General features: G+C 71.8%; 13 protein-coding genes and 1 riboswitch. Of the genes, 10 read left to right on the top strand and 3 right to left on the bottom strand.

What is annotated here, in order from left to right:
- The first annotated feature begins 29 nt into the window (after positions 1-29).
- The 5 genes from MUY22_RS38770 to MUY22_RS38750 all read left to right on the top strand — a co-directional run bounded on the left by MUY22_RS38770 (position 30) and on the right by MUY22_RS38750 (position 5420).
- Complete coding sequence (locus MUY22_RS38770; RefSeq protein WP_247052149.1) at positions 30-860, top strand: AfsA-related hotdog domain-containing protein; 831 nt, start codon at positions 30-32, stop codon at positions 858-860.
- Between the two features lie 39 nt (positions 861-899).
- Complete coding sequence (locus MUY22_RS38765; protein ID WP_247052148.1) at positions 900-1715, top strand: carboxymuconolactone decarboxylase family protein; 816 nt, start codon at positions 900-902, stop codon at positions 1713-1715.
- Positions 1712-2413 carry an HAD family hydrolase gene (locus MUY22_RS38760; protein ID WP_247052147.1) on the top strand — a complete coding sequence of 234 codons (702 nt, stop codon included), beginning with the start codon at positions 1712-1714 and terminating at the stop codon, positions 2411-2413. Before MUY22_RS38765 ends, MUY22_RS38760 begins: the two co-directional genes overlap by 4 nt.
- Positions 2414-2440: 27 nt before the next feature.
- Positions 2441-3442 (top strand): NAD(P)-dependent alcohol dehydrogenase, encoded by a 1002-nt coding sequence (locus tag MUY22_RS38755; protein WP_247052146.1) that lies wholly within the window; start codon positions 2441-2443, stop codon positions 3440-3442.
- A 592-nt stretch (positions 3443-4034) separates the two neighbouring features.
- On the top strand, positions 4035-5420 hold the full coding sequence (locus MUY22_RS38750; protein WP_247052145.1) for a sugar porter family MFS transporter: 1386 nt from the start codon (positions 4035-4037) through the stop codon (positions 5418-5420).
- Positions 5421-5476: 56 nt separating this feature from the next.
- Here MUY22_RS38750 and MUY22_RS38745 read toward each other — a convergent pair whose 3' ends face one another.
- A complete protein-coding gene (locus tag MUY22_RS38745) occupies positions 5477-6337 on the bottom strand; it encodes an LLM class F420-dependent oxidoreductase (RefSeq protein WP_247052144.1) in 861 nt (286 codons plus the stop codon).
- 349 nt (positions 6338-6686) lie between these two features.
- A riboswitch (S-adenosyl-L-homocysteine riboswitch) is annotated at positions 6687-6765 on the top strand.
- Between the two features lie 14 nt (positions 6766-6779).
- Here MUY22_RS38745 and metH point away from each other — a divergent pair.
- Positions 6780-10421 carry a methionine synthase gene (metH, locus tag MUY22_RS38740; protein WP_247052143.1) on the top strand — a complete coding sequence of 1214 codons (3642 nt, stop codon included), beginning with the start codon at positions 6780-6782 and terminating at the stop codon, positions 10419-10421.
- Positions 10422-10425: 4 nt separating this feature from the next.
- Here the strand turns inward: metH and MUY22_RS38735 are convergent, their stop codons facing one another.
- Positions 10426-11577 carry an FAD-dependent monooxygenase gene (locus MUY22_RS38735; RefSeq protein WP_247064339.1) on the bottom strand — a complete coding sequence of 384 codons (1152 nt, stop codon included), beginning with the start codon at positions 11575-11577 and terminating at the stop codon, positions 10426-10428.
- 225 nt (positions 11578-11802) lie between these two features.
- On the opposite strand from MUY22_RS38735, the gene MUY22_RS38730 reads away from it, so the two are divergent.
- Complete coding sequence (locus MUY22_RS38730; protein ID WP_247052142.1) at positions 11803-13680, top strand: hypothetical protein; 1878 nt, start codon at positions 11803-11805, stop codon at positions 13678-13680.
- Positions 13681-13752: 72 nt separating this feature from the next.
- Here the strand turns inward: MUY22_RS38730 and MUY22_RS38725 are convergent, their stop codons facing one another.
- Positions 13753-15159 (bottom strand): hypothetical protein, encoded by a 1407-nt coding sequence (locus MUY22_RS38725; RefSeq protein WP_247052141.1) that lies wholly within the window; start codon positions 15157-15159, stop codon positions 13753-13755.
- A gap of 143 nt (positions 15160-15302) precedes the next feature.
- On the opposite strand from MUY22_RS38725, the gene MUY22_RS38720 reads away from it, so the two are divergent.
- The 3 genes from MUY22_RS38720 to MUY22_RS38710 all read left to right on the top strand — a co-directional run bounded on the left by MUY22_RS38720 (position 15303) and on the right by MUY22_RS38710 (position 19132).
- Positions 15303-15743: a hypothetical protein gene (locus tag MUY22_RS38720; protein ID WP_247052140.1), complete on the top strand. Its 441-nt coding sequence runs from the start codon at positions 15303-15305 to the stop codon at positions 15741-15743.
- A gap of 4 nt (positions 15744-15747) precedes the next feature.
- Positions 15748-16347 (top strand): hypothetical protein, encoded by a 600-nt coding sequence (locus tag MUY22_RS38715; RefSeq protein ID WP_247052139.1) that lies wholly within the window; start codon positions 15748-15750, stop codon positions 16345-16347.
- Between the two features lie 211 nt (positions 16348-16558).
- Complete coding sequence (locus tag MUY22_RS38710) at positions 16559-19132, top strand: AAA family ATPase (protein ID WP_247064337.1); 2574 nt, start codon at positions 16559-16561, stop codon at positions 19130-19132.
- Positions 19133-19238: the final 106 nt, after the last annotated feature.

Here is a 19238-nt window from a genome sequence, read left to right as displayed (position 1 = left end):
GCTCGACCCGATCCCGGATGGAGGTGCCGATGGCAGGACCTGATGGTTCTGCGTGCCGGGCACCCCACGACAGTCCTGCCGAACCGGCCGACGCCGCCCCCGACTGGGCGTTGCACGGCCGGACACGCCGGCAGGTCGTGGTGGTCGCCGACCGCTTCGCCAGGTTCGCCCGCGGTGACCAGGTGTTCACGGTGTCGGGGCTGCTGGCCCTGATGACGTCCGACGGCCCGGACGTGGCCGGCTGCAGCTGGGTCGTCCACCCCGGCCAGGGCATCGACGGGACGGACTGCGACCTGCTGGAAGCCGCCGCCGAGAAGAGCGGCGCCACCGTGTTCCTGGCGGACCCGGACGCGTTCCGGCCGCTGCCGGTGGCCCCGGCGATCGTCCACAAGCACCGCGCCGAGAACGTCCTGCTCGCCGGCGTGCACAGCCCGGAGGTCACGCTCTGCCAGGCCGACCTGCGCGTCCACCGGGACAACGAGCTCGTCCTCGACCACCACACCGGCGAACACGTGCAGGGCATCGTGATCATCGAGGCGATGCGCCAGATCTGCATCGCGCAGTTCGAGACCGCGGTCCGCCCGGCCCTGACCTCGGCCGGCTACGCGGGGGTGTGGAAGCGGATCGACATGTCCTTCGAGGACTTCCTGTTCCCGCTCCCGGCCACGGTCGAGTCGCGCATCGAGGAGTCCGACCTCGAGCGGGCGCACCACCTGAAGTTCCGGGCCACCGCGGTGGTGCGCCAGCACGGGCGCACCGTCGCCACCGCCGGCATCGACTACGCGATGATCCGGCTGGAACGCATCGACACCCTGGAACGCCGCAAGGCCGACCAGGCCACCCGGGCCTACCTGGGCTGAGTCAGGCACCACCACCACTGCGGAAGGAACCCCACGACGATGTCCGACGTGCCGGAGCAGGACCGCGCTGCCGCGTCCTTCGCCCAGGGATTGGAACTGATCCAGCAGCTCGGCGGGGTGGACCGCCCGGCCGTGCTGGACCTGTTCGAGAGCATCGGCGAGGCGGAGTTCGGCGAACAGTGCGTCGGGTTCATCTACGGCGACGTCTACCACCGGCCCGGCCTCCCGCTCCCGGACCGGCAGCTGGCCACGGTCGCCGCGCTCATCGCGCTGGGCTACGCGGGCTCGCAGCTGCAGTTCCACGCCAAGGCCGCGCTGAACGTCGGCTGCACCCGCCGTCAGCTGGTCGAGACGGCCATCCAGATCAGCTCGTTCGCCGGGTTCCCGGCGACGCTGAACGCGCTGGGGGAGCTGAAGACCGTGTTCGCCGCCCTGCCGGCGGAACAACCGCCGACGGGCGAGGCGGCCGACGTGCCGTGGGCCGGCATCGAGGACCGCTACGAGCGCGGCCTGGCCGCGATGAAGGCCGTCGACGGCGACGCGGGGGAGAAGGTCGCCCAGGCGCTCGAAGACATCGCGCCCGACCTGGCCCGGTACATCGTCGAGTTCACCTTCGGTGAGATCTACACCCGGCCGCACCTGACCCTGCGGCTGCGCGAGATCGTCACGATCGCCGCGTGCGTGGCGCTCGGCACCGCGACCCCGCAGCTGAAGGTGCACCTGCACGCCACGCTCAACGTCGGCGGCACCGAGAAGGAGATCGTCGAGACGATCCTGCACCTGGCCTTCTACTGCGGCTTCCCGGCCGCGCTCAACGCGATCGCGGCCGCGCGGGAAGTGTTCGCGCAGCGGTGAGCGCCCTGCGCAAGCTCCGCGTGGTCGCCCTCGACTGCGACGGCGTGCTCATCGACGACACCTACCTGGACATGATCGCCCGGTTCGTCACCGGCCACGGCGGGGTGTACGACGCCGAAGCCGAGCGGGACGTGATCGGGCTGCGCGACCTCGTCGTCGCCGAGAAGGTCACCCGGCTCTGCGCTCTGGACCAACCGGCCGAAGAGACGCTGAAGCAACTCTGGGCCGCGCGGCAGGAGTACCTGCGGGAGCACCCGATCCGGGTGGCCGAGGGCGTCCAGGACTGCCTGACGGCGTTGAGCGGCCTGCCCGTGCGGCTGGTCTGCTACGGCGGGCGCACCCGGGAGCACACGTTCGACCGGTACCTCGGCGGCTTCACCGCGCTGCTCGACGCCGAAGTGCCGTACGTGAGCATCAACGAGCACCGGCCGGGTGTCGAGCACATCGCCCGCACGGTGTTCGACGTCGCGTTCGACGAGATCGTGTTCGTCGACGACGTCAGCCGGGTGGCCGCCGACGCCCGCGAGCACGGCGCCGGCTTCCTCGGGTTCCCGTCGAGCCCGGCGCACGCGCGGCAGCGGGAGTTCATGGCCGGGCTCGGCGTCCGGCACCTCCCGGCGTCGCTCGCCGAACTGACCCCGGATCTTCTCGTGATGGTCGACGAAGAGCTGGCGACTTCGACACACTGGCCCTGTTGATGGGTTTCCCACCTCCTTGGAGCCGCTGTGAAGTACTTTTCCCTGCCGCGTCCCGGCGCCGGACTCGTCCTCGGCGAGCGTGACGCCCCCGAACCCGGCCCCGGCCAGGTCCTGGTCCGGCTGCACGGCTGGGCGGTCAACGCCCGCGACCTGATGATCCTCAAGGGCTTCTACCCGAAGCCGGTCAAGCCGGACGTCGTCGCGCTGTCCGACGGCGCGGGCGAGGTCGTCGGGGTCGGCGACGGCGTGCGCGCGTGGTCGGCGGGCGACCGGGTGGCGGCGACGTACTTCCCGAACTGGCTCGCGGGCCCCGGCACCCCGGAGAAGACCGCGGACGACCTGTTCGGCTCGCTCGACGGGACGCTGGCCGAGTACGCCGTCTTCCCGGAGGACGCGCTGGTGGCCGTCCCCGCGCACCTGGACTATGCCGAGGCCGCGACGCTGCCGAGCGCCGGTGTGACGGCGTGGCGCGCGGTCGTCGAGGAGGGCGGGGTCTTCCCCGGCCAGACGGTGCTCACCCTGGGCAGCGGCGGCCTGTCGACGTTCGCCCTGCAGTTCGCCGCCCTCGCCGGCGCCCGCGTCATCGCGACGTCGAGCTCCGACGAGAAGCTGGCGCGGCTGCGTGAGCTCGGCGCGGCCGAGACGATCAACTACACGACCACGCCGGAGTGGGGCCTCGCCGCGGCGGAGCTGGCCGGCGGCGGCGTCGACCACGTCGTCGACGTCGGCGGGGGCGGCACGATCGGCCAGTCGATGCTCGCCGCGCGCGTCGGCGGGCACGTCAGCGTCGCCGGCGTCCTCACCCACGAAGGCGCGGCCGACCCGGTGCTCGTGCTGGTCAAGCAGCTGACCCTGCGCGGGCTCACCAACGCCTCCCGCGAGACGTTCCAGACCATGAACCGCGCGATCGAGCGCACCGGCCTGCGGCCCGTCATCGACCGCCGGTTCGCCTTCGACGACGTCGCGGCCGCCGTCAAGCACCTGGAGTCCGGCGCCCACGTCGGCAAGGTCGTGCTGGAAAGCGCGTGACCGGGTAATTTTTGCCGGCCCGGCTGGGTAGTTCTGCACCTCGATCTACGATTTCCGCAGCTCAAGCGGGGTGCGTTGGGCCGAAAAACTGCCCTCCGGGCAGGAATGGCGGCGGATGCCGGTACCGAGGAAAGTGGTACCCGACAGACATCGGACATCGCCCGAGCAGGCTGCGGCTGCTCGGCCCGACGGTCCGGTCTGGGGGCGCGGAGGGGGTTCAACCACCTGGGGGTGGGTTGAACCCCCTCCTGCTGCGTCCGGACCCCTTCTTCCCCCGCCCGGCGTATAACGCCGAATACGTCCGGTCGCCGTCCGCCGGTTCCGGGAGCGCTTTCACAACACGCGTCCCGCGTTTGTCCACTGTGGATCTTTGCACCGTCTTCCGGGTCGATCCGTGTCCACTGTGCACTCATTCGAGGTTGTGAATGGCGAGTCGGCGTACGGAGCAATGCTGTGCGCCTTGTGCTGTCACATATGTGAATGGCGATCACGTTTCTGAATCGTTATCAAGGACTGTCTTGCCCGGTTTTTTCCGGCGTGTGAGTGTGGTGGCCGCTGGCTGGACTGGACCTATGAAAGAGGCGACCCGGCAATGACGCAGACGGCCCCGCCACGGCAAATCAGCCGAACAACTCTGTACTTCTTCGGCGCACTCGGCGGAATCCTGTTCGGATACGACCTCGGGGTGATCTCCGGGGTGCTCCCGTTCATCGGGAAAGCGTGGTCGCTGACCGCCTGGGACAAGGGCGTGATCACCGCCAGTCTCTCGATCGGTGCCATCGTGGGCGCGCTGTTCTCCAGCCGCATCAACGAAGCACTCGGCCGGCGGCGCACCATCATGGTCGCCGCGGCGATCGTCATCGTGGGCACGCTGGCGGCGACCTTCTCGCCGACGTTCGCGCTCCTGGTGATTTCGCGGCTGATCATCGGGCTCGGGATCGGGCTGTCGTCCTCGACCGTCCCGACCTACCTCTCCGAGCTGGCGCCGGCGCGGCTGCGCGGCGCGATGGGCGCGCTGAACCAGATCTTCATCGTGCTCGGCATCCTGATCGCGTTCCTGACCAGCTACTTCCTCGGCCCGATCTCGGCCTGGCGCTGGATGTTCGCCGGCGCGATCGTGCCCGCGGCGATCCTGCTCGTCGGGCTCGCGTTCCTGCCGGAGACGCCGCGCTGGCTGGTCAAGAACGGCCAGGAGGAAGAGGCGCGGCGGGTCCTGGCGAGTGCGCACGGCAACACCGTGAACCTCGACGAGGAGATCGCGACCATCCGCGACGTCATCCAGATGGACACCGAGGGCAAGCCGCGGTTCCGCGACCTGTTCTCCGGTTTCGTGCGGCCGATGATGATCGTCGCCGCCCTGCTCGCGATCGGGCAGCAGTTCAGCGGGGTCAACGCGATCAACGCGTACTTCCCGACGATGCTGATCGGCCTCGGGTTCGCCACGCAGGCCGCGCTGCTGTCCGGCGTGCTGCTGGGCGTCACGAAGTTCCTGTTCACCGCGTGGGTCGTGTTCGTGGTGGACCGCTGGGGCCGCAAGCCGCTGCTGCTCATCGGCAACGTGATCATGGTGATCACGCTGGTGGCGGCCGGGCTCGTGGTGCTGAACGTCCACGACACCGGCACCCGCGGCATCCTGATGCTGGTCATGATGGTGCTGTACCTGGTCGGTTACGAGCTCGGCTGGGGCGCGGTCGTCTGGGTGATGATGGCCGAGGTGTTCCCGCTCAAGTACCGGGCGGCGGGCATGGGCGTCAGCAGCGTCATCCTCTGGGCGGCGACGGGCATCGTGAGCGCGGTGTTCCCGCTCATCTCCGCCGTGGGCTCGCTCGGCATCGGCGGTTCGATGTTCCTGTTCGCCGGGATCAACGTGGTGCTGTTCGTGCTCACCAAGTGGATCGTCCCGGAGACGAAGGGCCGTACGCTGGAGCAGATCGAGCTGGACCTGCGAGCGCGCCAGGGCGTGGCCGTCAAGAGCTGATCTCGGTGGTGTGAACGGCGGGGGTGCGGGAGGACCGCACCCCCGCCGTTTCGCGTCTAGAGAGCGGGGGCCGTGGCGAGGCCGAGCTTTCCCGCCAGCCGGCCGATCCAGGCCGAGACCTCGCCGGGGGAGCGGTCCGGGAGGCCGAAGATCACCTCGGTGACGCCGAGCGCGTCCAGGTGCGCCAGCCGCGGTCGGTCCGGGCGCTCGCCCAGCGCGTGGATCGACGGTGCTCCGGAACGGCCCTCGTCGCGCCAGATCTCCTTCAGCAGTGCGACGTGGCCGTCGAGGTCGGTGTCCGCCGGTGTGGTGATCCAGCCGTCCGCGTGGCGGGCGATCCAGCGGAACGTCTTCTCCGTCGGGCCCGCGCCGAGCAGGACCGGGATGTGCGCCTGGACCGGTTTCGGCCACGCCCAGCTGGGGCCGAACGAGACGAACTCCCCGTCGTAGGAAGCTTCTTCCTCCGTCCACAGTGCACTCATCGCCTCGAGGTACTCGCGCAGGGCGCTGCGGCGGCGGTTGCCGGGCACACCGTGGTCGGTCAGCTCGTCGACGTTCCAGCCGAACCCGGTGCCGAGCGTGACGCGCCCGCCCGAGAGGTGGTCGAGGCTGGCGATCGTCTTGGCGAGCGTGATCGGGTCGCTCTCGACCGGCAGGGCCACCGCCGTCGAGAGGCGGATCCGCTCGGTGACCGTCGCGGCCGTCGCCAGGGCCACCCACGGGTCGAGCGTGCGGCTGTACCGGTCGTCGGGCAGGGACGCGTCCCCGGTGCGCGGGTGCGGTGACTCGCGTTTCACCGGGATGTGCGTGTGCTCGGGCACGTAGAAGGTGGCGAACCCCGCGGCTTCCGCGGCCTGCGCCGCGGCCGCCGGGGTGATGCCTCGGTCGCTGGTGAACAGCACGATTCCGTAGTCCACGCGAGGGACTGTATTAGAACGTGTTTCAGTTTTCAAGCGGCCTTCGTCCCGCATCGCGGGACCGGCGGGGACGGCAGATCTCGCGTTCGGTATACCTGTGCGCACGGTGCGTGACCGGATTGAGCGTCGATCGAGTGTTGATGGACGCCGCCCGGGTAAGCAGACGGGGAGCAGAGCGCCGACGTTCGCCGGGTCATAGTGGGTGAGCCCGGGAACGGCCGGTCGGAACGGGGTGGTGGCGAGTGGAGCCGACGATCCATTGTGGACGCGCGTGGGTGGCGTCCCAGCCAGTGGACGGACCCGTGGGGCGGGATGGTGTGCCGGGCCGGGGTTCCAGTACCCTGGATCGAAGGCCGAGAGGCGCTGCAACGGGCCAGGGGGCCCGCCACGCTCGGCCGGGACCAACCACCCAAGGGCGCCTCCCGATTGAGGGAGGCTGCCGGTGAACCCGATCACCCCGCACGAATCCGAGGCCACCGCGCGGCTGCGCGAGCTGCTCAGCCAGCGGGTGGCGGTTCTCGACGGCGCTTGGGGCACGATGCTGCAGGGCGCCGGGCTCACCCCGGCCGACTACACCGGTGACCGCTTCGGCGACCACACCCACGACGTCACCGGCGACCCGGACCTGCTCAACATCACCCGGCCGGACGTCATCCTGGACGTGCACCGCCAGTACCTCGCGGCCGGCGCGGACATCACCACGACCAACACCTTCACGGCCACCAGCATCGGCCAGGCGGACTACGGCCTGCAGGCCCACGTCCACGAGATGAACGTGCGCGGCGCGCAGCTGGCCCGCCAGGCCGCCGACGAGTTCGGCGGCCGGTTCGTCGCCGGGTCGATCGGCCCGCTCAACGTCACCCTCAGCCTGTCGCCGAAGGTCGACGACCCGGCGTACCGCGCCGTCACGTTCGAGCAGGTCAAGGCCGCCTACGCGGAGCAGATCGCCGGTCTCGTCGAAGGCGGCGTCGACCTGCTGATGATCGAGACCATCTTCGACACGCTCAACTGCAAGGCCGCCATCGCCGCCGCGCGCGACGTCGCGCCGGAGCTGCCGCTGTGGATCTCGGTCACCATCGTCGACCTGAGCGGGCGGACGCTCTCGGGGCAGACGGTCGAGGCGTTCTGGAGCTCGGTCGAGCACGCGAAGCCGCTGGTCGTCGGCGTCAACTGCTCGCTGGGTGCCGAAGAGATGCGCCCGCACGTCGAGGAACTGTCGCGGATCGCCGACGCCTACGTCGCCTGTCACCCGAACGCCGGGCTTCCGAACGCGTTCGGCGGGTACGACCAGACGCCGGACGAGACCGCCGGGCTGATCGGCGGCTTCGCCCGCGACGGCCTGGTCAACCTGGTCGGCGGCTGCTGCGGCACCAGCCCGGCGCACATCGAGAAGATCGCCGCCGCCGCGAAGGGCGTCACCCCGCGCGAGGTCCCCGCGCCGCCCGCGTTCACCCGGTTCAGCGGCCTCGAGCCGTTCGGCATCAACGCCGACACCGGGTTCGTGATGATCGGCGAGCGCACCAACGTCACCGGCTCCAAGCGGTTCCGCCGGCTCATCGAGTCCGACGACCACCAGGCCGCCGTCGACGTCGCGCTGGAGCAGGTCCGCGGCGGGGCGAACCTGCTGGACGTCAACATGGACGCCGACCTGCTCGACAGCGAGGAGGCGATGACGACGTTCCTCAACCTCATCGCCACCGAGCCCGAGGTCGCCCGCATCCCGGTGATGGTCGACAGCTCGAAGTGGACCGTGCTCGAAGCCGGCCTGCGCTGCATCCAGGGCAAGGGCGTCGTCAACTCGATCAGCCTGAAGGAGGGCGAGGAGCCGTTCCTCGCCCAAGCTCGGATCATCCGCAACTACGGCGCCGGCGTCGTCGTGATGGCCTTCGACGAGCAGGGCCAGGCCGACACCGCCGACCGCAAGGTCTCGATCTGCGGCCGCGCGTACGACCTGCTGACGCAGAAGGCCGGGTTCGCGGGCGAGGACATCATCTTCGACCCGAACGTGCTGGCCGTGGCCACCGGCATCAGCGAGCACAACGGCTACGCCAAGGCGTTCATCGACGCGCTGCCCCGGATCAAGGAGCGCTGCCCGGGCGTCCACATCAGCGGCGGCATCTCGAACCTGTCGTTCTCCTTCCGCGGCAACGACATCGTCCGCGAGGCGATGCACTCGGCGTTCCTGTTTCACGCCGTCCAGGTCGGCCTCGACATGGGCATCGTCAACGCCGGCCAGCTCGCGGTCTACCAGGACATCCCGCCCGACCTGCTCGAACTGGTCGAGGACGTGCTGTTCGACCGCCGCGAGGACGCCACCGACCGGCTGGTGAGCTTCGCCGAGAACGTCAAGGGCAGCGGCACCAAGCGCGTCGTCGACCTGTCCTGGCGCGAAGGCACCGTCGAAGAGCGGCTGTCGCACGCGCTCGTGCACGGCATCGTCGACTACATCGAGGACGACACCGAAGAGGCGCGTCAGCTCAAGGCCCGGCCCCTCGAGGTGATCGAGGGCCCGTTGATGGACGGCATGAAGATCGTCGGCGACCTGTTCGGCGCGGGCAAGATGTTCCTGCCGCAGGTGGTCAAGAGCGCGCGCGTGATGAAGCGCTCGGTCGCCTACCTCGAGCCGTTCATGGAGGCCGAGAAGGAAGCGGCCCGGCTGGCGGGCAAGGCGGCCGTGTCGAACGGCCAGGGCAAGGTCGTGCTCGCCACGGTCAAGGGCGACGTCCACGACATCGGCAAGAACATCGTCGGCGTCGTGCTCGGCTGCAACAACTACGAGGTGATCGACCTCGGTGTGATGGTGCCGGCGGCGAAGATCCTCGACATCGCGGTCACCGAGGGCGCCGACGCGGTCGGGCTGTCCGGGCTGATCACGCCGTCGCTCGACGAGATGGTCAACGTCGCCACGGAGATGCAGCGCCGGGGGCTGAAGATGCCGCTGCTGATCGGCGGCGCGACGACGTCACGCCAGCACACCGCGGTCCGCATCGCCCCCGTCTACGACAACGCGACGGTGCACGTGCTCGACGCGTCGCGCGTGGTCGGCGTGGTGTCCGACCTGCTCGACCCCGACCGCTCGATCGTGCTGGCCGAGAAGAACCGGGCCGACCAGGAGGTGCTGCGCGAGCAGCACGCCAACAAGCAGCGCCGGCCGATGCTCAGCCTCGAGCAGGCGCGCGCGAACCCGGAGACGGTGTCGTTCGCCGACCTGCCGACCCCGGAGTTCACCGGCGTCCGGGTCGTGGAGCCGAGCATCACCGAGCTGCGCGAGATGGTCGACTGGCAGTTCCTGTTCCTGGCCTGGGAGCTCAAGGGCAAGTACCCGGCGATCCTGGACCAGCCGGTCGCGCGTGAGCTGTTCGACGACGCGAACACCCTGCTCGACCAGATCATCGCCGAGGGCGGCTTCACCGCGAAGGGCGCGTACGCGTACTGGCCGGCACACACCGAGGGCGACGACATCCTGCTCGACGGCGAGTTCTCGCACATCGGGTTCCCGATGCTGCGGCAGCAGACGTCGAAGCCGGAGGGCCGCGCGAACCGCTCGCTCGCCGACTACATCGCCCCGGAGGGCGACCACCTCGGCGGCTTCGCGGTCGCCATCCACGGGGCCGAAAAGCTCGCGGCCAAGTACGAGGCCGAGCAGGACGACTACCGCGCGATCATGGTCAAGGCGCTGGCCGACCGGCTCGCCGAGGCCTTCGCCGAGTACATCCACCTCAAGGCGCGGCGCGGCTGGTTCGAGCCGGACGCCGACCCGTTGCTGGAGGACCTGCACGCGGAGCGCTTCCGCGGCATCCGCCCGGCGCTCGGCTACCCGGCGAGCCCCGACCACAGCCAGAAGCGCGAGCTGTTCGAGCTCCTGGGGGCCGACGAGCTGGGCATGGCCCTGACCGAGTCGTTCGCGATGACACCGGCGGCGAGCGTGTCCGGGCTGATCTTCGCCCACCCGGACTCGAAGTACTTCACCATCGGGCGGCTCAACCGCGACCAGATCGAGGACTACGCGCGCCGCAAGGGCGTCGAGGTCGCCGAGGTCGAGCAGTGGCTGCGGCCGAACCTGGCCTACGAGCCCCAGGCGTAGCCGGTCAGCTCGGGTAGTCCTTCAGCTCGATGTCGGTGGCGAACTTGTCGGTGGCCTTGAGCATCATGCGGAGCAGGAAGCGGGACTTGAACGTCCAGTCCCGCATCCTGATCCGCAGCGGGGACGGCGGCGCGAGGAACGGGCCCGCGCTGCCGCGCTGCGAGATCTTGGCGTAGCCCCGGAACTGCTCCTCGTAGCGGGCGAAGGCGGCGCGGTGGTCGCCGCCGGCCGCGAGCAGCTCGCCCGCCAGCACGTACGCGCCGACGATCGCCAGCCCGGTGCCGAAACCGCCGAGGGTGTTGCCGTAGGCGGAGTCGCCGAGCAGCACGACCCGGCCGCGCGAATAGTGGTCGATCGTGACCCGGGCGAGCGAGTCGAGGTAGAACTCGCGCGCCCGCGGCACCTTCGTCAGCAGGTCGGGCACCCGCCAGCCGACGCCGCGGTAGGCGTCGATCAGCAGTGCGCGCTGCCGCTCGACGTCCGTGCGGTCGAAGTCGAGCTCCGGTGAGGCGAAGACGAAGAACGCCGACGCCTTCGGCCCGCCGACCGCGGCCATCCGGCCGGGCTCGTTGTACATCACGGCCTCGCCGCCGCCGACCTGCTCGCCGAGTTCCGCGAGGGCGTAGTAGTGGCCGAGGAACTTGACGTAGTCGTGCTCCGGGCCGAAGGCCAGCCGCCGGACGTTCGAGTGGATGCCGTCCGCGCCGACGACGAGGTCGAAGCGACGCGGCGCGGCGTGCGCGAAGGTGACGTCGACGCCGTCGGCCGTCTCGGTCAGCGACGTGATCATGTCGCCGAAGACGTACTCGCAGTCCGCGGCCGTGCGCTCGTAGAGCAGCTCGGCCAGGTCGCCGCGGCGGATCTCGATCTCGCCGCCGGTGAACTCGCCCGGGATCACCGCCCGGGGCTTCCCGGCGGCGTCGACGACCGTCTGGTCCTGCCCGCCGGTCGCCCGCTTCCGGACCTCCTCCAGGATCCCCATCCGTTCCAGCACGGTCCGGTGGGTGGGGCCCTTGAAGTCGACGGCCTGGCCGCCGGGGCGCACCGAAGCCGCGCGTTCGACGAGGGTGACGGCGCAGCCGTAGCGCGTCAGCCAATGGGCGAGGGCCGGGCCGGCGATGCTCGCACCGGAGATCAGGACCTTGAGGTTCTTCATGGCGTCGTCGGTCATGGGGCAGAGCTTCGCCGCCGGGCCTTACCGGTCGCTGGCGAAGCGCTGACGGCCACCGTCAGCACCCGGTGCGTCACCGTCGAGAGTGGACGGTGACGACGGAAAATTCCCGGCGGGGCGGCCGGTTTGCGCGGTGGTTTTCGCTTGTTGACCTGCTTCGGCTCCGGGAGGACCATTCTCGCGGGGGAGAGGGGGCGCACGGTGCTGGGGATGGAAACGCCGCTGGTGACGACGGGGGTCGGCGAGCTGCTGAGCCGCGGTGAACACGCGCTGGAAGCCGACGGGGACCTGCGTGCGGGGCGGGAGTGGTTCGACCGGGCCTACCGCGCGGCGGATCAGGAGTGCGACGGCGCCGGGATGGCCCGCGCGGCGCTGGGGCTGGCCGGGTTGTGGGTGCACGAGCACCGCGGCGCGCCCGCGGCGGCGTTGCTGCAGGCGCGGTTGCGCAGCGCGCGGTCCGCCGTCGACCCGGGTTCTTCGCTCGCGTTGCGGCTGAAGGCGCGGCTGGCGGGTGAAGCGGACTACGTGGCGGGGGAGAGCAACCAGATCCTTGCCGTGCTGGAGGAAGCCAAGCGCGCGGGCGACCCGGTCGCCTGGGCCGAAGCCGCCAGCCTGGCCCACCACTGCCTGCTCGGGCCGGACCACGGCGGGCAGCGCCGGGCGCTGGCCCAGGAGCTGATCACCGAGGGCTTCCGGACGTCGCGGCGCAGCGACCTGCTGATGGGCCTGCTCTGGCGGACCGTCGACCTGTTCCTCGACGGCGACGCGCACGCCCAGCGCGGGCTCGCCGACCTGCGGAGCCTGCTGGCCGAGCAGGACCACCTCGCCGTCGGGTTCGTGCTCGACGCGATCGACGTCATGCTCTGCATCCGGGCCGGCCGGTTCGCCGAGGCCGAGCAGCGGGCCGCGGCCTGCGCCCGGCGCGGTGAGCTGGCGGGCGACGCCGACGCGACCGGCTGGTACACCGCGCAGCTCGGCGCCATCCGCTGGTACCAGGGCCGCGTCGCCGAGCTGCTGCCGGTGCTGCGCGAGACGGTGCATTCGCCGACGCTCAGCGCGGTCGACAACGCGCTCGTCGCCGGACTGGCCGTCGCCGCCGCCTCGGCCGGGGACGAGCGCGAGGCCGCCGGGGCGCTGGCGCGGCTGCGTGGCCGCGACCTGGCGCTGCTGCCGCGGTCGAGCAGCTGGCTGGTGTCGATGTACGGCATCGTCGAGTCCGCGTGCCTGGTCTCGGACGTCGAATCCGCGCTCGCCGCGTACGCGCTGCTGACGCCGTTCGCGCGGCTGCCGATGACGGCCAGCCTCGCCGTCGCGTGCTTCGGCTCGGTGCAGCACGCGCTGGGCGTCGCGATGCTGACCGCGGGCGAACCCGAGCGGGCCGTCACGCACTTCCGGGCGGCCGTGCGGGACAACCTGGCGCTGGCGCACTGGCCGGCCGTCGCGCTCTCGCGGGCCCGGCTCGCGCAGGCGCTGGCGGTGCTCGGTGCCCCGGATGCCGCCCGGGAACTGGCGACGGCGACCCGGGAGGCGACGGAGCTCGGCATGACGCTGCCCGCCGCACCGGCCCGTCCGGCCGGGCGGGTCACCTGCCGCCGGCAGGGCCGGCAGTGGCTGTTCGCCATGGGCGGCCGGTCGGTGCTGGTCGAGCACAGCGTCGGCATGGGCTACCTCGCGACGCTGCTGGACAACCCGGGCTACGAACTGTCGGCCGTCGACCTCGCCGCCGGTCCCGGCGTGACCGCCGCGACGACGTCTTCGCAGCCGGTGCTGGACCCGGCGGCGACCAGCCACTACCGCAAGTGGCTGGCCACCCTGGAGGCCGAGCTCGACGAGCACGAGGCCAACCACGACGACGGCCGCGCCGAGCGGGTGCGCTCCGAGCGCGACTGGCTCGTCGGCGAACTCTCCGCGGCGGCCGGGCTGGGCGGGCGCGTCCGCGAGTTCGCCGGCGCCGAGGAGAAGGCGCGGATCGCGGTGGGCAAGGCGATCCGCCGCGCCCTGACCCGCATCGCGACGGCCGACGCGGTGATCGGCGACGTCCTGCGCGACGGCGTCCGAACGGGCAACCGCTGCTGCTACCGCCCCTGAAGCCCGCCCCGGAAAGCCGTGAAGGCCTCCTTACCGGCTCTTATGGCCGGTAAGGAGGCCTTCACGGCTTTCCTACTGGACCGCGCCGTTCTGGGTGAGCAGGGTGTCGTACCAGGCGTCGTACGGGTGGTTGGACGCCGGGTAGCTCGCCAGGGGCGTCGTCGCGTCGCCCGCCGAGTCGAAGTCCCAGCCGCGCACCAGCTTGCCCGACTGACGCGCCGCGGTGATGAACGCCGACTCCGTCGCGGGCGCGCCGTAGAACAGCGCGCCGTCCTGCAGCTCCGCGCTGTCGCCCTTCTGGAACTCGTCGAAGGCGACCTGGCGGTAGCGGATCCGGTCGCCGGTCACGCCGGGCGTGTCCGCCCGCAGCGTCTGCGCCGGGGTCGGGCCGTCGGCCGCGGTCCGGACCGTCACCGTCCGGCCGCCACTGGTGGCCGTCGCGATCGGGAACCGCGCGTCGGACGTCTTGGCGTTGCCGGTCCACGCGACCGTCGTGCCCGAGAGCGTGCCGTTCCACGCCCAGTTCTGGCTGCTGCCCTGGCTCCGGTGGATCTCCCGCAGCTGCGTGCCACTGGTGAACGAGACGCTCGGCAGCACGCCGTTGTCGTACTGGTGGCTGGCCTGCCAGGTGATCTCGCCGTCCGCGCCCAGCTTGCCGACGCGGTACCAGAGCGTGGTCGCGGTCTGCGACTGGTGGACCTCGACGAGGTCGCCGTTGTCGTTCAGCGCGACCGCCGGGGTCTGCCCGTTGTCGTACTTCCCGTGCCGCAGCCAGGTGATCCGCCCGTCGGCGCCGTAGGTCCCGGTCCAGTACCAGAGCCCGCCGGCCCCGGAGTCGTGCACCTCGACGACCTGGCCGCGGCCGTTCAGCGCGACCGCCGGGTGGTAGCCGACGTCGCGCTTGTACTCCGCGCGCGTCCCGGCGTCGCCGGAGAGCAGCGGCAGGACGCGGCCGCGCAGCGCGTCCACGGTCGGCTGGCCCGCGGGGTAGTCCTTCGCCTGCAGCAGGCGGCTGCCGAAGACCGACTCCAGCTCCTGGTTCAGCGCGGTCAGGTTGCCCGCTGCGAAGTTCGCGTTGTCGGTCAGGTCGTCCTTCAGGTCGAGCATGACGACGATCGGCGCGGCGGCCGGGTGCGCCGCCGACCACGTGTTGACCGTGGCCAGCCAGTCGCGCAGGTTGTTCGACGCCGGGTTGCCGCCGCTGTGGTCGACGAGGTTGCCGGGCGAGTCGTGCCCGACGCCGTAGTCGTGCGTGGTGGCGTAGCCGTTGTCGTGGATGTCGAGCTCGATGAACCGGACGCCGTGGTCGAGCTGGTAGGCCAGGGCGTTCTTGGCGCCGTCGACGTTGCCCGAGTAGCTGTTGTGCGTGGCCCGGAAGACCGAGCCGGTGAACGGCGGGCTCGCGGCGTGCGCCGTGCCGCCGGTCAGGAGCGCGGAAGCCGTCAGAACGGAGACGGCCAGAGCGGGCAGACGGGTCATCCTCGGGTCCTCACGTCGGGAACGGGGAGCCGTCCCATCCTGGCGGGCCGGTGCGGCCGCTGTCTCGAACTCCGGGTGGAACGTGGTGGAACGGAATGGAACGCCCAGGAGGTGACAGCAGGTTCGGCGAGGGAGGAAACGTCATGACCCAGGCAAACGGACCCCAGTACCCGGAGCCGACCGGGCCGGTGCCGCCGCAGGCCGGGATGCCCGGCCCGCCGCCGCCCGGTGGTGCGCCCCAGCCCAAGGCGAAGAACCCGAAGCGGCGCCAGAAGATCGTGCTCACCGTCTTCTTGATCGTGGTCGCCGCGATCTTCGCGCTGGTCTGGGTGGCCACCCGGTCGAACGGCGAGAACGCGCAGGTCGGCAACTGCGTCACCGAAAGCGGCGAGAACTACGTGAAGATCGTCGACTGCGGCGACAGCACCGCGACGCTGAAGGTCGTCGCGCGCGTCGAGGACAAGACGCAGACCGAGGCGCAGGTCAGCGCGTGCAGCGCCTACCCCGACGCCGACCAGGTGTTCTGGGAGGGCAAGGAGGGCGAGACCGGGGTCGTGCTGTGCCTGGCGAAGACCGGTAAGTAACGCGATGGCGGCCGGGAAGTTCGCGTTCACCGGCTCCGGCGAACTGCGGGTCTCCAGCGGCGGGCGCACGCTCGCCGCCGCGGGCGACGTGATCGCCATCGGCGACCGGGTCTTCCGGCTGGGCGAGGTGGACCGGGTCGCCTACCACGCGGCGGCCCGGCTGCACCGGGCCAGCTACTCACTCGGCCTGGCCAGCGGCCTCGTGCGGTGCCGCTTCGGGTTCGACGCCGCGCCGGGTGAGCTGGACGACGCGCGCGAGACCTGGCGGCGGCTGGTCGAGCTGGTGGAGTCGGCGGCCTGCCCGCGGATCGCGTCGACCATGGCCGAGGCCATCGCGGCCGGCGGGACGGCCAGCTTCGGGGGACGCGGGCAGCCGCGGATCGACGCCGACGCCGGCGGGCTGCGCGGGCACCGGTTCTTCGCCGGGAAGGTGCCGTGGGGCCGGGTGCTGGGCAGTGACCTGCGGGCGGGGCAGGTGCGCGTGTGGACCGGTGGCCCGGAACCCGGGCTCGTCACGGGGATGGCGGGCTGGAACGCCGTCGTCCTGCCACGGGTCGTCGGGATCATGGTGTGCCGGGAAAAAGAATCACCGGGAAACCATTGATCACGACGTCGGGAGAATGACTGGTAAATGCTCACGGAATAGCGAATCGGTTGTCCGTTGTGTCGCTTTTGTCGGGCCGTTCGGCGAATTTTGCGAAATTGTCGTGCGAATCCGGTACTTGGGCGGCCCCGGCGTCGTCATTATCCGGAGAAGAGGTGTGCGCGGACGCCGGAAAGCCGCGCGAGGGGTTGGGGAGGCAGCACGCGTGGGGATGGACTGGCCGCTGGTCGGCCGAGAACGGGAGCTGGCGTTCGCGCGCCGGGCGCTGGGGGACGCCGAGGTGTGCGGGCTGCTGCTGACCGGGCGGGCCGGCGCCGGGAAGACCCGGCTGGCCAAGGCTTTGCTGGCCGAGCTGGAGGCCGGGGGCGCCCGCACGCACTGGGTGCGGGCGATGTCGTCGGCCTCGACGATCCCCTTCGGGGCGTTCGCCCACCTGCTGCCCGGCGGCGCGACCGGCACCGCCGACCGGGCGCACCGGCTCAACCAGGTCGCCGCACACCTCACCCGCGGTGCGGAAGGCAGGCGGCTGGTGCTCTGCGTCGACGACGCGCACCTGCTCGACGATTTGTCCGCGACGCTCATCCACCAATTGGCGGCGACCTCGTCGGCATTCGTGCTGGTGATCGCGCCGCACGGGGTGAGCGTGCCCGATCCGGTGTTCGCGATGTGGAAGGACCGTGTCGCGGAACGGCTCGACATCGGGGAGCTCACCCGCCAGGAAACGCGGGAACTGTTCACCGCGGCGCTGGGCGGGCGGCTCGACGACGGCGCGGAGCACCGGCTGTGGCACCTCACCCTCGGCAACCCGCTCTTCCTGCGCGAGCTCGTGCAGGGCGGGCTCGACAGCGGTTCGCTGTCGGCCGAGGACGGCGTCTGGCGCTGGAGCGGGGCGCTGCGCGCCACCCCGCGCCTGGTCGAGCTGATCGAGACCCGCACCGACCGCGTCGACGCCGACGAGCGGCGGCTGCTGGAACTGCTGGCCTTCGGCGAGACGCTGGGCAGCGACCCGCTGGTGCGGCTCGGCGCCGGGCGCGTCCTCGCGTCGACCGAGCAGGCCGGGCTGGTCGTGTCCGAACGCACCGGGCGGCGCCTCGAGGTCCGGCTCGCGCACCCGCTCTACGCCGAGGTGATCCGGCGGCGGACGTCACCGCTGCGCCAGCGGGAGACGTTCCGGATCCTCGCCCAGACCCTCGACATGACCGGCGCGCGCCGGGCCGAGGACAAGCCGAGGCTGGTCCGGTGGCGGCTCGCGGCCGGGCTGCCGACCGACCCGCAGCTGGTCCGCGCGGCGGCGGAGACGTTGCTGCGTAAGGACTTCCCGCAAGCCGAGCAGCTGGCGAAGGAGGCCGTCCGGCTGGGCGGCGGGTTCGCCGCGAAGTTCCTGCTGGCCCAGGTGCGGATCGCCGGCGGCAGGCACGCCGACGCCGACACTCTCCTGGCCGAGCTGGCGGGCGAGACGGTGTCGGACGTGCAGCACGCCCGCGTCGCCGCGACCCGCGCCCGGAACCTGGCGTTCGGCCTGGGCCGCGCCGAGCAGGCCGAAGCGGTGCTGGACACGGCGGAGACGGCCGTGTCGTCCGGAGTGGACGAGCTGGCGACGGCCCGGGCGGCCTTGCGGGCGGCGTCCGGTGCGGCCGGCGCCGCGCTCGACCTGCTCGGGCCGGTGCTGGACCGCAACCGCCGCGGCGACCCGCTCCGGCTCGCGGCGCTGGTCGTCGCGGCCGGGGCCCTGGCGGAGAGCGGGCGCGTCGAGGCGTGCCTCGGCGTCGTCGACGAGGGACTGGCGCTCGCCGGGCGGATCTCCGACGCCGACGCGCCCGGCGCGCGGGCCCGGCTGGAGCACGCGCGGATCGTCGCGCTGTGCGGGGCGGGGCGCGTCGATGAGGCCGAGGACCTGGCCGGTGACGGCTACCGCGACGCGATCCGCGACCGCTGGGGCCCGGCGCTGGCCGGCGCGTCGGCGTCGCTGGGCACGGTCGCGCTCGCCTACGGCAACCTCCGCGGCGCGATCCGCTGGCTGCGCGAGGCCCTCGCGACGGAGGCGCACGACCAGCCGCACGCGTTCCGCCCCGCCGTGGTCGCGGCGCTGGCCCGGGCGACGGCGATGACCGGCAAGGTCGCGACCGCGCCCGACGTTCCGGGACCGCTCGGCACGTGGGCCCACGCCTGGGTCGCGGCCGCGCGGGGCGAGCTGACGCGGGCGGCCGAACTCGCTGCTTCGGCGGCCGCCTCGGCCGTTGCCGAAGGCCGGCTCGCGCTCGCGGCGGAGATGCGCCACGACGTGCTCCGGTTCGGCACCGAGGTGGATCCGGTGGATCTGGAGGGGCGCCTTCCGTCGTTGTACGCGGAGCACGCGCGCGCGTCGGACGCGGCTTCCCTGGACGAGGTCGCGACCGGCTTCGCCGACGCCGGGGCCCGGTTGCTCGCCGCGGAGGCCGCGGCGCAGGCGGCGCGGGTGTACCGGGCGGAGGGGAAGCTCGGCAGCGCGGGGACGTCGGCGCAGCGGGCGCGGTCGTGGCTGGCGTCCTGTGAGGACGCCGCGACGCCGGCGTTGGCGGCGCTGGAGACGCCGCTGGACCTGACGGACCGGGAGCTGGAGATCGCGCGCCTGGTGGCGACGGGCTTGACGAGCCGCGCCGTCGCCGACCGGCTCGTGGTGTCGGTGCGGACGGTCGACAACGTGCTGCACGGCGTCTACGCGAAGCTGGGTATCTCCGGGCGCCGCGAGCTGGCTTCGGTGGTGGGCCGGCCCGAGGTGGGGAGTAGTCCCGCCGACGCCCCGTAGGTAGTCCGCGCGGTCCCCGGCGGGGAAGCCGAGTAGCCCGCTACTCATGACCGGCGGCCGCTTCGCCCCAAGACTGGTGACAACGGAGGGGCACGGGCTTCACCGA

Origin of the sequence: Amycolatopsis sp. WQ 127309, from assembly GCF_023023025.1 — a bacterium.
In the GTDB taxonomy this organism is placed as follows: domain Bacteria; phylum Actinomycetota; class Actinomycetes; order Mycobacteriales; family Pseudonocardiaceae; genus Amycolatopsis.
This window is presented reverse-complemented; position numbering and strand designations above follow the sequence as displayed.